Source organism: Ornithinibacillus californiensis, assembly GCF_001038485.1.
GTDB classification, from domain to species: Bacteria; Bacillota; Bacilli; order Bacillales; family Amphibacillaceae; genus Ornithinibacillus; species Ornithinibacillus californiensis.
The window spans coordinates 15143-30176 of record NZ_LDUE01000018.1 but is presented as its reverse complement, the minus strand read 5'-3'; the positions used below and the strand labels follow the sequence as shown (position 1 = coordinate 30176).

Below are 15034 nucleotides of genomic sequence, written 5' to 3'. Positions count from 1 at the left end.
ACTTTTCTTTATTACTGTACTGAAAGGAGTTACATCATGAAACAAAATCCAATTCTGGCCTTGCATCCATTAACGAAATTCTACCTAGCAGTATTCATTACTGTTTCCGTCATTATTGTACCAAGCTATCTTTTTGCTTATGCTTGGTTTCCCATTTTAATTATTATTGCTGCTATTGCAGGCGTGGCCAAGTCATTTATTTCCTTTATCTCAAAAACACTACTAATTTTATTAGCCATTGTATTTTTAATGCAATTATTCTTCTATCCAGGGGACAGTGTGATTGGTACATGGTGGATTTTTGAAATGTCCTCGGAAGGGTTGCAATATGGACTCAAGTTAACGTCACGTATTTTAGCAATTGGTGCTGCTTTTATATTATTTTTCCGTATTGTAGATGTAAAAGATTTTGTAAAAGCACTTGAGGATATTGGCTTACCACCAACTGGTGCCTATATCGTGTTATCTACACTGCAGATCATTCCAGAAATGCGCCGCCAATCGAATACGATTATGGAGGCTCAAAAAACAAGGGGCGTGGAAACAGAGGGATCATTAAAGGTTCGGGCAAAGGCCTTCTTTCCGACATTAACCCCATTAATTCTATCTTCCATTGCAAGCACGGAGGAAAGAGCGATTACGTTGGAATCAAGAGCCTTTTCAGCACCTGGGCCAAAAACTAGTCTACACCAATTAACAAAGCGCCCTATCGATCGAATATTAAATTGGACGTATCTCATCCTTAGTATTGGACTACTTGTTTGGAGGTTTTTCTTATGACAGCTATCATTCAACTAGAAAATGTATCGTATCGATACCCAATTGGAGAAGAGTGGGTGTTGAAGGATGTTTCCCTAGAGATTAAAAAAGGTAGTTTTGTTTCTATTGTTGGAAATAATGGCTCTGGGAAAACCACACTTTGTAATATCCTAAGAGGGTTTATTCCTCACTTCCATAAGGGAGAATTGGAAGGGGCGATCACTTTAGAGGGTCAAGATTTATCTGGTTTTCAGCTAGGTCAGCTAGGAGAAAAAGTTGGCTTTGTGTTTCAAAACCCTTTCATCCAAATTTCTGGTGTTAAAGATAATGTTTTTGGCGAGATTGCTTATGGATTGGAAAACTTAGGAGTGCCAGTGGAAGAGATTTATGAAAGAGTAGAAGAAGTACTAACACTAGTAAATATACAACATCTACGGGATAAAAATCCATTTGAGCTTTCTGGGGGACAACGTCAGCGTGTTGCACTAGCTTCGATTATTGTGATGGAACCAGATATCTTAGTCATTGATGAACCATCATCCCAGCTTGATCCTATTGGGACAGAACAAGTATTTGAAATCATTCGTTTAATGAAGGAAAAAGGTAAAACTATTATTCTAGTAGAACATAAAATGGATCTAGTTGCTGAGTATTCCGATGAGTTAATTGTACTGGACCAAGGAAAAGTGTTAATGCAAGGACCTACTCGAGATGTTCTAGCAGATCCACTGTTTAGAAAAGCAAACATCCAGTACCCACATGTAACTGAAATTGCCTTAGAACTTCAAGAGATGGGAGTCGATTTGAACTTTGTACCGATACGAGATTCTGAGATAACAACTTGCTTTAAGCATAATAGGGGGGATGTATGATGACAAAGATTATATTGGATGATGTTAGTTTTACATACCCTGATGGTACAACCGCCAATGAAAATTTATCCCTAGACATTCCAAGTGGACAGAGGGTAGCCATTATTGGACAAAACGGGGCAGGTAAAACGACTGCGGTAAAATTAATGAATGGACTCTTAAAGCCAACTGCTGGAGAAGTGCATGTTGGTGAATGGAATACGAAGGATAAAACAACTGCACAGTTATCAAGAAAAGTAGGGTATGTTTTTCAAAACCCCGATGATCAAATTTTCCATAATGAAGTGATTGATGAGGTACGATTTGGTCCACGGAATATGGGATTTGATGATGAAAAAATAGAAGATATAACGAACTGGGCTATCGACCTGTGTGGGATTAGTGATTATCGAGAAGAGAATCCGTATAATATGCCATATTCTATGCGTAAATTTGTAACGATTGCTTCGGTGATTGCTATGGATTGTGATGTAATTATTTTGGATGAACCGACAGCAGGGCAAGATAAGATTGGGCTTGCCCTATTGGGGAAAATGCTAAAGGAATTGGAGAAACTAGGAAAGACGGTTATTACGATTACCCATGATATGGAATTTGTCACGGAGCATTTTGAACGGATTGTTGTCATGGCCAATCGCCGTATTATTGCAGATGGAAAAGCGTCCGACATTTTCTATCAAGAGGATATTCTACAGGAAAGCATGTTAAAGCCGCCGGCAGTCGCACAAATGGGAGCATTATTAGGTTTACCGAAGGGGCTTTTGCATAAAAGTGAATTAGTTGCGTACTTAAAAGAACAATATGTAAATGGGGAAAAAGTACAATGAGGGTTGCTGTCATTGGAAGTGTCAATATTGATTTAGTATATGATGTTGCTCATATTGTAAAACCTGGCGAGACAATTTCTAGCTCTAATTCTGACACTTTTTTCGGAGGCAAAGGTGCTAACCAAGCAGTTGCTATGGCTCAATTAGGTGCGGATGTTGATTTTGTTGGTTGTGTAGGACAGGATGATTTTGGTAAGCGAGCGATAGAGAATCTAGATAACTATGGTATCTCTACTAATCATGTACATCAATTTGGTATAACCGGGAATGCGTTGATTCAAGTGAGCCAAACAGGAGAAAATGCGATTGTTCTAATGGAGGGTGCCAATTCGGACGTGAAACCGGTAGTTGTAAAAGAAGCAAGGGAACTTATTAAGTCTGCGGATGCAGTTTTGATGCAATTAGAAATCCCCTTGGAATCGGTAGTTACTGGTATGATGATTGCCCGGGAAAGCCAGGTCCCAGTTATATTAAATCCAGCACCAGCCCAACCATTAGCTAAGGATATGTTATCATTGGTGGATGTTTTAACACCGAATGAGACAGAACTTGCGATATTGAGTGGGATGGAAGTAAGCACTAATCAGAGCATTGAGGATGCGAGTCACTTGCTAATCGAGCAAGGTGTAAAAACCGTTGTGGTAACGTTGGGGGATAAGGGGGCTTATTTTACTAACGGTAAAGAGAGTGGATGGGTCCCTGCACGAAACGTACAGGCTGTCGATACAACTGGCGCAGGTGATGCATTTAATGGAGCATTAACAGTTGGACTGTGTAGGAATCTAAAATTAGTGGAAGCTATTCAATATGCAGTTAATGTATCGGGATACGTCGTGACTCAAAAGGGAGCCCAAGTAAAAATCCCTACCGATTTAAGCTGGAACGAGTCATGAAAGCATTACTCGTATTACTGACCTTAAGTTTGTTATGGGGTTCTTCTTTTTTGTGGACGAAGCAGTTGCTGGTGTATTTTGAACCGGCGACTCTTGTATTCTTTAGATGTATATTTGGGTTAATTGCACTAGTTCCATTTTGGCTACGTAGTAAAGGGAAGATTCAATTTCGAGTAACCATATGGTTTTTATTAATCATATCGCTTGCAGCGGCAATCCCTTGGACGATCGTTAGTATTTCGTTAACTTCATTGGATACAAGTATTGCTGGAATTTTAAATGCAACTACGCCAGTCCTTGGACTATTACTTTCAGTATGGATACTACATGACAAACCAAACCGTAACCAAGTTGTTGGTATTATTATTGGCTTATTAGCAGTTTTATCTTTGCTGTTATTTTCAGGACAAGCTTCTAACGCGGAATTTTCTTTTATACATGCTTTGTTAGTGTTAGTTGCTACGTCATGCTATGCATTAAATTCCATATTAGTGAAAAAGTTTTACCCTACGATTACTGCTTTGCAGCTTGGGATGTGGACACTTGGAATTGCAGCTGTTTGTAACGGTATAGTCAGTGTCGTTCAACAGCCACAAGCTATACTTGCACTAGGAGATCCGGAGGTCTGGGGATCGTTAATTGTGCTAGGTTGTTTAGGTTCTGGCCTAGCGTATGTTTTGTTTTATTACTTGGTAATGACAGCAAGCCCTGTTTTTGCGCTTCTTACAACATTTATTATTCCATTTATTACAATATTATTGGGTGTTTCCATTCTAGGAGAACCTTTTCATTTAGGGATTCGGATAGGATTGCCATTAATGATTGTTAGTTTGATTGTAATGAATATTAAACGTCAGCGTGAGGTTGTAACGGAAGAAGTACGGGTGGTTGAATGAGGGAAGATTATTAATCTAGAGTTGGACAAGTTGCTTTAGCATATTTCTTTAAAAGGATGTGTATGTCATGGATAGAAAAGTGGTAGCGATAACAGGTGCTGGGAGCGGTCTAGGCGCATCATTGGCTAGGAAATATTCCAAAAAAGGATATTATGTATGTTTGATTGGACGGACGAGAAGTAATCTTGAAAAGGTAGCAGAAACATTAATTTCTGACCATGCTATCTATGAGCTAGATGTTACTTCTAAACAGGATGTAGATCGTGTTTTTCAGTCGATCCTTGAAGAAATCGGTCCTATCGATTTATTAGTTAATAATGCGGGTCTGGGTGTTTTTTCCCTTACTGAAAAAATTGAAGAGACTGCTGTTCATAATATGATAGACGTTAATTTAAAAGGGATTATATTTTGTACACAAGCAGTTTTGCCTAATATGAAGGAGCGAAATGAAGGGATAATCGCCAATGTAATTTCTACTGCAGGTCTTGAAGGAAAAGTTACAGAATCGGTATATTGCGCTAGTAAATTTGGTGTTCGAGGCTTTACTGAAAGTCTGTTAGTAGAACTAACGGATACGAATATTATGGTCTATGCTGCTTATATGGGCGGAATGAAAACCGCATTTTGGGACGGAATTTATACAGAAGAGGAAATCCAGCATTTAATGGAGCCTGATGATGTTGCTGATATTATTATGGATAATATAAAAGAACGAAAAAACTTAGCTGTTACTGAAGTGGTAATAAAGAATAAGTAGTACTGAACATGAAAAAATAGCCCTTTTCTAATTAGGAAAGGGCTTTTTATTATTTAATAATAGTCAGTTGGAATTGTAGCAAAACTTATAATCGTCTGTAATTTTTTATTTGTTATTTCTATGTCGGGGTTAAAAAAGCTACTAAGAAAGGTCATAGTCGACCGACAAGGTATACTTGGGGCAAGTTCCACAGATAATTAATAGAATTTGACTAATGAACCTTCCCAATTGATGCTAATAATACAAATGATACCCTCTCCCATGCTCATGAATCGCATGGGCCAGGTCGAAGATAGTTACGGCAATATCAGCATACGTCACTTCTACCTTTGGATTGAATCGATTGTTCTCCGCATTTAATAACTGTAAGGAATCAGCTAAAGTAACATATCCTTTATATTCCTTCTGAATGTTATCTGCATCGTCAAATGGTAGCTTATAGATATTATGATACTTCGCTGCAATTTCAAGACCTAATGTACGAACATACCAAACAGCTAGCTGTTCACGAGTGAGTTTTTCCTCGATATTAAAGGTATCCTCTGGATTCAAGATGCCCAATCTTACCGCTCTCTCTACTACCGAGTAATAAGGGTGGTCTGGAACAATATTTTCAAATGTTTGGCTAGGATCTCCTTCTGGTGTATCGAACTCATAGAAATACGATAATGATTTTACTAGTATTTTTAACGCTTCTCCATTGGAAATGGAGGTGTCAGCATTAAATGTGGCCGCATCTTTGATTTCTAAAATGCGGTTTTGAATGAGATAATTTAATTCAGTTTCAGCAGTTGGATGGCTCACAGTTGGCAATTCATTTTGACTGAATAAATCATTCCATTCCCCAGTACTTGCATCTAAATAGTTGTAGGTCTTTCCGTTATAAACAGGTGAATATACTAGTTGATAGTGATTTTCTTTTGACGCATTACCTTGATTGATATATTGGAGCTTTAAGCTTAACGCCTCGATTAACTTTTTCTTTGCCTCATCCTCAGAAATAACATCTTCAGGCGATGGCCATTCTACATTTTCTTGATGGTTTACATCTAAACTATATAAAGAACCATCCGTTCCTACTCCAACATTAATAGTATGTCCTTCCACGATGATTCCATTGACTACGCGAGGGAAAGAGAAGTGATAGATTCCTTCTGGTTCCCAATAATGAGCTTTACCCATTGGTTTTGCGTAACGGTGTAAATAGGAAGGAGACCATTCTTTTAAGTAACTGATTGCTTTGGCTAATGCTTGTTTTTCGGTAATTTTCTTCTCATCTTTCTCCGTGCTTTTGCCGTTTTCTCTTAGGACCTCACGTTTGATATCATGATAAGAGATGATTTCACCTGTTTCTTTATTCAAGATGATGCTAGAACCGTAGCCACCATTTGCAAAATCGTAGGAGTAGTGAATATTTAATACGGGTTGTCCGTTACGGTAATCCATTTCTTCGACGGAGTGGATGATTAATTTCACATCGTCAGAATCGATAGCTAATAATTGTTCGGCAATTTCTATAGCTTTTTCTGCAGTAATATTTTCATGTTTGGCTGGTAAGGCTTTTGTTGCTAGTTTCTCGATTTTTGAATTGGTTGGTGCTTTTTTCGTAAATCCATTCGCTGTTTGCCATTCACCAGAAATGGCATGTACACCCAATCGGATGGATGGGTTGTATACAAGTGCTATGGACTCTTCTCCTGTTTGATAGTCATAGTTTACTTGGTATGTTAGATTGACCTCTAGATGATCCTTCAATTTTTGTAATAATTCTTCTTCACTTTTTACCTTTGTCACATCGTCATAGGTTGTGTCTTTTGCTTCTCCTACATGGCGATAGAGACTAACGACTTCACCACTTCCTAGTACAGTTACTTGAACTTGTTGGTTTGTTAGAGGAACATTATTTTTCTTCTGTACAAATGAAAATTCGTAACGCACTGGTTCGGTAATTGGTTGGTTGGAATAATAAGGCATGTCCATGCTTGGAACTAATTCATACTCTTTTCCATTAACTATTCTCTTTAGTAGTGAGAGTGCTATTTTCTCTGCTTCCTCTTGAGAAACTTTCGGTGGGAACAGTGCGTCCAGTGTATTGAGAGGTTCAAAGTGGAAATTCTCAAGCTCCAATTCCTCTCCAACAAATACGATGTGACCAAACAGATTTTTTCCTTTTACGGTTTTGTTAAAGCTTAATTCATAGCGAGTTCGTTCATCATCTGGATAGTAATGACCATTACTTAAATGAAAGTCACTATTCGATAAAAAATCAAATTGCTTTGGAAATAACGTTTTAAACTTTTTAATTAGTTCCTCCTTTGAGACTTCTGTTTCTTCTGTTTGTACTTCCACAGCAACTCTTTCTGATGAATTCTCTGCAAGTCCTTGTGCATGTGCGGCAGATACGAATGTTCCATAAGATAATGCTAATGATAGAGCTACTAAACTAATTTTCTTCAAAATAATCCCCCTTAAATAGTAGATAGATTATTAGATAGTATTATAGGGGATAGAAAAATATGACAATTAGTGAGGAGGGAGTGTAGGGAAAGGTACACTAACTAATATCAACAATAACTAATATCGCATTTGTCACTAAAGAAAAAAGAAGTAACCCACCTAGTCCCATACAGAGATTATGGTAAATTACCTCTCAACATTTATATATAATTAATTTTGGTATTTTTTACAATAAATTGATATTAATCTATTGTTGCTATTGGAGGTGTTACATTGGATATTAATTAATAGTGTAATGTTCTAACTGTGCTCATAGCTACTTCACCACTTTTTTTACTAATGGTAATTGCAGACTGGAATAACTACTTATAATAGTCTTGGTAATTGAGCTCTGACTTTACTTTTACACATTGTATAACCTTAAATGTCTTATAGGAAACGCACCGACATAACATATCAACTCTTATAATGCGAAATGTCAAATTCATAGTCATTCTTTAATCTGATGTTTATGTGTGTTAGTTAGGTCTGATTTCTGCTATTGTATCGCCATCATATCTTATTTCTACTGTCTGTGAATTAGCTATCTTTTCTAAATCAATTCTTTATTAGTGGGTTTCATACCCAGATTCTTACCAACCTTTATAATATTTAATAGCAGTATATAGTATCATACACTCCTCAAAACTTTTAGTATCGATAGATGTAATTTCTTCAATCTTTTTAAGTCTATACATCATTGTATTCTTATGTAGAAACATGTTTTTTGAAGCTTGACTAAGATTCATATTGTTCTCGCAATAGGTAATAAAAGTATTGGATAGGGTATCAAAGTGGTCGTTATCAATCAAAGGCTGTACTATGTTTAATAGTTTATTTTGATAAGTATCTGAAAGTTCACCAGGCAGCATCTCTTTTAATATCCGGACTTCATTATAAAGATAGAAAGTTTTTCCTCCGTAAAATCTTTTCCCAATTTCCATTGTTTTCTTAGCGTCATTATAAGAATTGGCTACTCCTTCAATTCCTCTACCTATACCTCCAACTGAAATACATGCTGAGACATTATGAGCCCTTGTCAAAAAAGAATTAATCTTTTCAATCCTACTTTCTAGACTCTCTAGTAATTTAGAGTACGATTGTTTTGTTCGAAGAGGTTTAATAATTATATATCTATTCATACTCAGCAACGAGACGATAGCCCCATCTTGATCTTTAAAAACTAGCTTAAGATAAGTTAAGAATTCTCTTTGAAATGGAACACTTTGTATATGTTTATGGGAAAGAATCTTTTTTGATAGTCCATCAATATCTATTAATAAACATACTCTTTCTATATCGGCTTCAAAGTCAATAAGCCTCGAATACTCTAATATATGGTCATTATTTTCATTCTTATTATAATGAATGATTTGAAGAACAAACATCTCTACCATTTTTTCTCTTAAGACTTGGATCTCACGTTTAAATTCCTCTTGAAACATCATTTCCACTTGATTCTTAACAAGTTGAACATCTCTTTCCACTTCGCTTGGTTCACCAACAACTCCCAATACGCCAATAACTTCATTATTAAATTTCAAAGGAATGGATATTCCGGGTAAAATCTTCTTTTCGATATCCCTTTCACAAGTTACTGTATTATTTTTATGGATTACCTCTAGTGAAGGTTCATGAAAGATGCCTATGCGATTTTTATCAGTGCATCCAATAATAAATCCTTTTGTATCGGTTATGCTGACACGGTAATGTAAGATTGCCCCAGTCTTTTCAACTACATCTTGAGCTATCTGTTCAATTAGATTCATAGTAAATATCCCCCTTATTATTTATCCTATATTACTGGTTTTGTACGATTCGTCTAATAATTTTGAAATAATTATACCCATTTTCGGTATAAGTGTACATATGATTCCAAATATTTTTAATATATAATCAAATATAATCTTGATGGCTATAGCTTTTTTCAAGTGCTCTACAACTTAATTAAAGGAAAGGGAAAGGTGGTGACTTCATCATAAATAACTCTAGTACTTTGAGTATTAATGGATGTGTTTTCTGTGAAGGAGAATTTAACGGGTTATCTAATGAGAATTTAGAATCTAGTGTTGATGCTTTTTTTCTTACGCTTCCTAATTCAGAAAAAGGATTTACTGAGACAGTTAAGTCTATTGGCCAAATCTATAAGTATATTGAAACTCCGGGGAGCAAGTTATCAATTGCTAGAACTTACCAAGACTTACAAAAGGCATCTAAGCAGGATAAAAAAAGTTTAATCCTTACGTTCCAAGAACCATACCCTATTGGAAATTCTTTGGGAAACCTTCACGTATTTTATCAATTAGGGGTTAGAGTAGTGCAACTTACTTATAACAAAGCTAACTTTATTGGTTCAGGGTGCACAGAATATGTAGACCGAGGATTAACAGACTTCGGTAAAACACTAATCAAAGAAATGAATCGGATTGGTATGCTTATTGACCTTTCACATTGTGGTCATTTGACGACATTAGAAGCAATTCAAGCAAGTGAACAACCAGTTATATGTTCACATGCTAATGTCCAGCAATTATGCAGTAATCCACGGAACAAAACGGATGAAGTAGTAAAAATGATAGCGGAAAAGGGTGGAGTAATTGGTCTTACACCTTGGGGCCCTTTATGTTGGAATGACAAAACAGGATTACAGCCCTCACTAGATGATTATTTGGACCATGTTGAGTATGTCATAAATTTAGTTGGTATTGAACACGTAGGATTTGGGAGTGATGACACCTTAGATGGTGCAACAGATGAAGAGGGGACAATTGCTCAAGCCTATTTATACCCAACTGTGGTAGCTAACTACAACGAGAGAGTAGGTACCGATCCAAAGTTAAGACATGCTAAAGGATCTAAGGATATTAATAATGTTATAAATGGACTTCGTAATAGAGGTTATTCCTCTAATGATATAGCACAATTTCTTGGTGGGAATTTTTCAAGGGTAATACAGCAAGTATGGAAAGAAGTATAAATTTAATCACTAAAAATGGGGAAGGAATTGGTGCAAATGCAAAAAGGGACATACATGAGTATCTCTGTAAATGAGTTAACAGATTCAAAAGAAAACCAACAAGTATGGGGAGGTTCACAAATAGAATTTTCTCCAGAAGTACTAGAGATTGAAAAAGAAATAAAAGAAACTCCTAGTAATCCAGACTTATGGATGAAAAAGGGTTTAGCGCTCTCTAAGTCCTGGCAGTTTAGAGAAGCTATCGATGCTTATTCTATAGCTTTGAGCTACGATCCTTTCCACGCTCTAGTATACAGACATAGAGGACACCGATTTGTTTCAGTAGGAATGTATAAAGAGGCTGCAGCAGATTTTGAACTATCCTCTCGTATTGATGCAACCAATTGGGATACCTGGTACCACCTTGGCCTAGCCTATTACTTACTTGGTGATTATGAACGTGCTGAAAATGCATATAAGCGATGCTTAGAATTGACAAAAAGTGATGAATTGTATGTTGCTATTGCTGATTGGTTTTGGATGACATTGAAACGATTAGGAAAGGACCAAGAAGCAGAAAAGCTACTAATCCCGATCTCAGAAAGTACTGATCCAGGTGAAAATATTTCTTACCTTAGAAGATTACAACTCTATAAAGGGATGATTAGCTCAGAGGAACTCTTATCCTTTGATGATGCGGCACACCCAGATTTAGAACTAGCTACACAAGGATATGGATTAGGTGTTTATTATCTGGTAAACAACGAGAAAGAGAAAGCATTTGAACTCTTTCATCGTATCGTTAAAGAATCAACAATGTGGTCTGCCTTTGGGTACCTAGCTGCTGAGGCAGAGCTCAATAATGGTAAGGAGTAATCATATGGGAGAAATAAGTATTGCTGGGGTAAATATAGAGAGTGGTAGTAGGAAAGTAGTAAAGATTCCAGTAACAAAAGATTTAAGTGGAGATGTAAATATTTATACACATATATTAACCGGTGAGAAAAATGGCCCAACACTTCTTCTATTATCCATGCTTCATGGAAATGAATGGTTCTCGGTCTTAATTCTGAAGGAACTACTAAAGCGTATTGATGTAAGTGAATTAAAAGGAAATATAATTGCTGTTCCTGTCGCAAATCAAGTAGCATTCGGAACTGCTAGTAGGACTATTATAGATGACTCAGATGAACCGGATGCAAACCGAGCTTTTGATGGTAAGTATAATTGGCTTACGAATCAAATTACTAGAGTAATAGAAGAGGAATTATTTAGTAAGACTGATTATTTAATAGACTATCATATCGGTGATTGGGGTTGTACCATGGCAGATATAGGATATGGAATGGACTATGATGATCCTAAGATTTCGGAAATTAGTAAGGGTATGGCACTTTCCTATGGGTTCCCAATGATTCATTCTATGAGTCTTAGTTCTAGAGGTACCCATAGCGCTAGAACTTCGATGGGAAGTGCAGGTATTAAATATAATATCCCTGCGATAGTACCTGAAATTGGAGGACTTGGTTTTGGGGAAGTGCAAGAGAAAGAGTGGCTAGAGCAGAATATTCAGGGTCTAATTGGCACGATGAAATATATTGGGATGCTAGAGGGAAGTGTAGATTATTGTAAGGAATACCTTTTTATTAACGATTATTGGAGAGTAAGTCCGAAGAATGCTGGGTACATAGAGCCGTTATTCGGACTAGAGAGACAATTCACTGAGGTTGAAAAAGAGGAGGTATTAGCCAAAGTAATTGACCCCTATACCTTTGATGTGTTGGAAGAGTTAGTTTCCCCAGGTAAAGGCATTATCTTTTATATGTGTCGAGCATATATGAGTAGGCCAGGGGGGTGGGCATTTGGCATAGCCAATTTAGAAGATGGGAAAAGCACGTGGGAGAAAATTTAAAAAATATATTAGGAGGTATAAAATGAAAAAGTTACTTTTCTTTTCACTAATTTTGATGGCTATATTATTAGTTGTTGGGTGTTCATCACAGGACAATTCTGGAGATAATGCATCAGAATCATCAGGAAAGAAGGACACGTTAATATTTGCTCCCAACACAGATGCTGTAATCTTAGATCCTCAACATATGAATGACAATACTTCGGAACAAGTAATTCGGATGATCTATAATGGGCTACTCAGATTTAATGAGGACTCCGAAATAGTAGGCGACCTTGCTGAAGATTATCAGGTTTCTGATGACGGCTTGGAATGGACCTTCAATTTAAAGGAAGGTGTTAAGTTTCATGATGGGTCGGATTTTAATGCAGAAGTAGTGAAGAAAAGTTTTGACAGGGTTATTAATAAGGAAAATGGATTAAATCGTTATCAATTGTACGAAATGATTAAGGAAGTTGAAGTAGTAGACGAATTTACTGTCAAATTTATTAACTTTGAGCCTTTTGGAGCATTTCCAGCTATTATGGCCCACACATCTGGTGGGATTTTAAGTCCTAAAGCCATCGATGAGTACGGGAAAAATCTAGGAGAGTTAGCGGAATCCACTGTTGGAACAGGACCTTATAAAATTGTTGAATGGAAAAAAGACCAAGAGATTGTACTAGAAAGATTTGATGATTATTTTGGTGAAAAAGGTGTAACTAAAACAATTATTTACAGACCTATTCCAGAGGATGCCTCTCGCGTAATGGCTTTAGAGACAGGCGAAGTAGATGTTATTCAGCAGATTCCTGCCAATGAATTAAAGAGGTTAGAAGATGTTGATGGAATTGAAATCATTAAAAAGTCTTCCAATGGGCAAAGGCAATTTAGATTTGACCTTACAACGGAGCCATATGATGATCCTCTTGTCAGACAAGCGGTGTCTTATGCAATTGATAGACAAGCAATATTAGACCATGTGGTACCAGGACTGGGAGAGCTATCGACGAGCGCTTTGGCAAAGGTTACTTGGGGGTACACTGATCTTGGAGTAATACCATATGATCCAGAGAAATCTAAAGAGCTTTTAAAGCAAGCTGGATATCCAGATGGTTTTAAGACAATGATTACAACAACGGATAGGTATATACAAGGAGTACAGCTTGCTGAAGTAATTGCCGAACAATTAAAAGAGGTAGGAATTGAAGCTGAGATTATTGTAAAAGAATGGAGTACCATTGTGCAAGAGTGGGGTGGCTTAACTGCCGATGAGTTTGAACAGGGAATCTTTATCATGGGGGCTGGCCCATCAACGTTAGATGCAGATTGGGGATTAAGACCAATTTATTATACTGCTGAGACAAATGAACAGAACTATGGTTTTTACTCTAACAAAGAGTTTGATAGTCTCATAGAACAGGCGATGAAAGAAACGGATCTTGATAAACGTAAAGAACTATATAAACGTGCACAGGAAATTGTATATTTAGAAGATCCGGTGGCTTTTTGGTTATATGACCAATATTCCATAATTGCACAGAGAGATAAGGTAAAAGGTGTCAATGTTAGTCCGCTTTCCTTAATAACTTTTGAGAAGGCATTTGTAGAAGAATAAAATAATCAGAAAACAACAATATTCGCTTGATAGTAGTATTTAAATACTTTTAAACATTTACTATCAAGCGATACTTTCATAGTAAAGTCTATTGAACTTCAACTTTGTAATAAAATCCTCGAGTGAAAATGGAGGTGTCTCAAATGTTAAGATTTATCATCAATAGAATATTTCAAGTAATTCCTGTCTTACTAGGTATTACTATTCTTGTATTTTCCATGCTGCATTTAATCCCTGGTGATCCTGCTAGAACTATGGTTGGTATTGAGGCTTCTGCAGAACAGATAGAACAAGCTAGAGAAGAGTTAGGGCTAAATAGGCCTTTACATGAGCAATTTTTTTCATTTGTGGGAAATGCAATAAAAGGTGACTTGGGTGAATCTATTAGAACTAGCCTTCCAGTAACGGAAGAGATTCTTAATCGATTACCTATAACTATAAATATAGCTATAGGGGCAACGATATTTGCAACTTTTTTTGGGATGTTATTTGGGATCATAGCAGCGATCAATCATAACAAATTTGGTGACGGTCTCACAATGGTTATATCCTTGCTATCCGTTTCAACTCCATCCTACTTTCTAGGTTTATTGCTGATGTTAGTTTTCTCCTTACACCTTGGATGGTTACCTACCATAGGAATAAGCACCCCTATTCATTATATATTACCGATTGTTACGCTAGGAGCCCAAGCGATGGGATTAATCGCTCGTATGACTAGATCGGGTATGTTAGATGTTTTAAGACAAGATTATATTCGAACAGCTAGAGCTAAAGGATTACCAGAGCGAGTTGTTATCTATATTCATGCATTTAAAAATGCTTTAATTCCTGTTGTAACAGTAGTTGGTCTACGATTTGGCGGTTTGTTGGCAGGTACTGTTTTAGTAGAAAGCGTGTTTGCTGTACCAGGAATTGGTAGATTTATGGTAGAAGCTGTACTAATACGTGATTACCCAGTTGTTCAGGGGACTGTATTAGTGGTAGCTGTAAGTTTTGTATTGATTAATCTATTAGTAGATATCATTTATGGACTACTAGATCCTAGGGTTCGTTATACATAGGAGGG

General features: G+C 36.7%; 13 protein-coding genes. 11 read left to right on the top strand and 2 right to left on the bottom strand.

Features of this window, described 5'->3' with window-relative positions; all coding sequences use genetic code 11:
• Positions 1-36: 36 nt before the first annotated feature.
• The 6 genes from TE34_RS03980 to TE34_RS03955 all read left to right on the top strand — a co-directional run bounded on the left by TE34_RS03980 (position 37) and on the right by TE34_RS03955 (position 5004).
• Complete coding sequence (locus tag TE34_RS03980; RefSeq protein WP_047983533.1) at positions 37-780, top strand: energy-coupling factor transporter transmembrane component T; 744 nt, start codon at positions 37-39, stop codon at positions 778-780.
• The gene (locus TE34_RS03975) at positions 777-1631 is read left to right on the top strand and encodes an energy-coupling factor ABC transporter ATP-binding protein (RefSeq protein ID WP_047983532.1); all 855 of its coding nucleotides are present in this window, start codon (positions 777-779) and stop codon (positions 1629-1631) included. Before TE34_RS03980 ends, TE34_RS03975 begins: the two co-directional genes overlap by 4 nt.
• Positions 1631-2458, top strand: a complete 828-nt coding sequence (locus TE34_RS03970; RefSeq protein ID WP_047983531.1) for an energy-coupling factor ABC transporter ATP-binding protein — start codon at positions 1631-1633, stop codon at positions 2456-2458. Before TE34_RS03975 ends, TE34_RS03970 begins: the two co-directional genes overlap by 1 nt.
• On the top strand, positions 2455-3351 hold the full coding sequence (gene rbsK / locus TE34_RS03965; protein ID WP_047983530.1) for a ribokinase: 897 nt from the start codon (positions 2455-2457) through the stop codon (positions 3349-3351). Before TE34_RS03970 ends, rbsK begins: the two co-directional genes overlap by 4 nt.
• Positions 3348-4247, top strand: coding sequence for a DMT family transporter (locus TE34_RS03960; protein ID WP_047983529.1), 900 nt, complete (start codon positions 3348-3350; stop codon positions 4245-4247). Before rbsK ends, TE34_RS03960 begins: the two co-directional genes overlap by 4 nt.
• Positions 4248-4314: 67 nt before the next feature.
• Positions 4315-5004 (top strand): SDR family oxidoreductase, encoded by a 690-nt coding sequence (locus tag TE34_RS03955; protein ID WP_047983528.1) that lies wholly within the window; start codon positions 4315-4317, stop codon positions 5002-5004.
• Between the two features lie 234 nt (positions 5005-5238).
• On the opposite strand, the gene TE34_RS03950 is transcribed toward TE34_RS03955, so the two are convergent.
• Both TE34_RS03950 and TE34_RS03945 read right to left on the bottom strand, forming a co-directional pair.
• Positions 5239-7461, bottom strand: coding sequence for a YcdB/YcdC domain-containing protein (locus TE34_RS03950; protein WP_053074960.1), 2223 nt, complete (start codon positions 7459-7461; stop codon positions 5239-5241).
• Between the two features lie 632 nt (positions 7462-8093).
• Complete coding sequence (locus tag TE34_RS03945; protein WP_047983526.1) at positions 8094-9269, bottom strand: CdaR family transcriptional regulator; 1176 nt, start codon at positions 9267-9269, stop codon at positions 8094-8096.
• A gap of 227 nt (positions 9270-9496) precedes the next feature.
• Here TE34_RS03945 and TE34_RS03940 point away from each other — a divergent pair, with 227 nt between their 5' ends.
• From TE34_RS03940 to TE34_RS03920, 5 genes are all read left to right on the top strand, one after another.
• Positions 9497-10477: a dipeptidase gene (locus TE34_RS03940; protein ID WP_047983525.1), complete on the top strand. Its 981-nt coding sequence runs from the start codon at positions 9497-9499 to the stop codon at positions 10475-10477.
• Positions 10478-10513: 36 nt separating this feature from the next.
• Positions 10514-11332: a tetratricopeptide repeat protein gene (locus TE34_RS20160; RefSeq protein ID WP_236687097.1), complete on the top strand. Its 819-nt coding sequence runs from the start codon at positions 10514-10516 to the stop codon at positions 11330-11332.
• Positions 11333-11336: 4 nt separating this feature from the next.
• Entirely contained in the window at positions 11337-12368 is a 1032-nt protein-coding gene (locus TE34_RS03930; RefSeq protein ID WP_047983524.1) for a succinylglutamate desuccinylase/aspartoacylase family protein, read from the top strand.
• A 22-nt stretch (positions 12369-12390) separates the two neighbouring features.
• Complete coding sequence (locus TE34_RS03925; protein WP_047983523.1) at positions 12391-13965, top strand: glutathione ABC transporter substrate-binding protein; 1575 nt, start codon at positions 12391-12393, stop codon at positions 13963-13965.
• A 143-nt stretch (positions 13966-14108) separates the two neighbouring features.
• The gene (locus TE34_RS03920; RefSeq protein ID WP_047983522.1) at positions 14109-15029 is read left to right on the top strand and encodes an ABC transporter permease; all 921 of its coding nucleotides are present in this window, start codon (positions 14109-14111) and stop codon (positions 15027-15029) included.
• Positions 15030-15034 lie beyond the last annotated feature (5 nt).

What these genes read in the sequence shown, in the direction of transcription:
- TE34_RS03980 (WP_047983533.1), top strand. Translation starts at nt 37, where the DNA reads ATGAAACAAAATCCAATTCTGGCCTTGCATCCATTAACGAAATTCTAC.
- TE34_RS03975 (WP_047983532.1), top strand. Translation starts at nt 777, where the DNA reads ATGACAGCTATCATTCAACTAGAAAATGTATCGTATCGATACCCAATT.
- TE34_RS03970 (WP_047983531.1), top strand. Translation starts at nt 1,631, where the DNA reads ATGACAAAGATTATATTGGATGATGTTAGTTTTACATACCCTGATGGT.
- rbsK (WP_047983530.1), top strand. Translation starts at nt 2,455, where the DNA reads ATGAGGGTTGCTGTCATTGGAAGTGTCAATATTGATTTAGTATATGAT.
- TE34_RS03960 (WP_047983529.1), top strand. Translation starts at nt 3,348, where the DNA reads ATGAAAGCATTACTCGTATTACTGACCTTAAGTTTGTTATGGGGTTCT.
- TE34_RS03955 (WP_047983528.1), top strand. Translation starts at nt 4,315, where the DNA reads ATGGATAGAAAAGTGGTAGCGATAACAGGTGCTGGGAGCGGTCTAGGC.
- TE34_RS03945 (WP_047983526.1), bottom strand. Translation starts at nt 9,269, where the DNA reads ATGAATCTAATTGAACAGATAGCTCAAGATGTAGTTGAAAAGACTGGG.
- TE34_RS20160 (WP_236687097.1), top strand. Translation starts at nt 10,514, where the DNA reads ATGCAAAAAGGGACATACATGAGTATCTCTGTAAATGAGTTAACAGAT.
- TE34_RS03930 (WP_047983524.1), top strand. Translation starts at nt 11,337, where the DNA reads ATGGGAGAAATAAGTATTGCTGGGGTAAATATAGAGAGTGGTAGTAGG.
- TE34_RS03925 (WP_047983523.1), top strand. Translation starts at nt 12,391, where the DNA reads ATGAAAAAGTTACTTTTCTTTTCACTAATTTTGATGGCTATATTATTA.
- TE34_RS03920 (WP_047983522.1), top strand. Translation starts at nt 14,109, where the DNA reads ATGTTAAGATTTATCATCAATAGAATATTTCAAGTAATTCCTGTCTTA.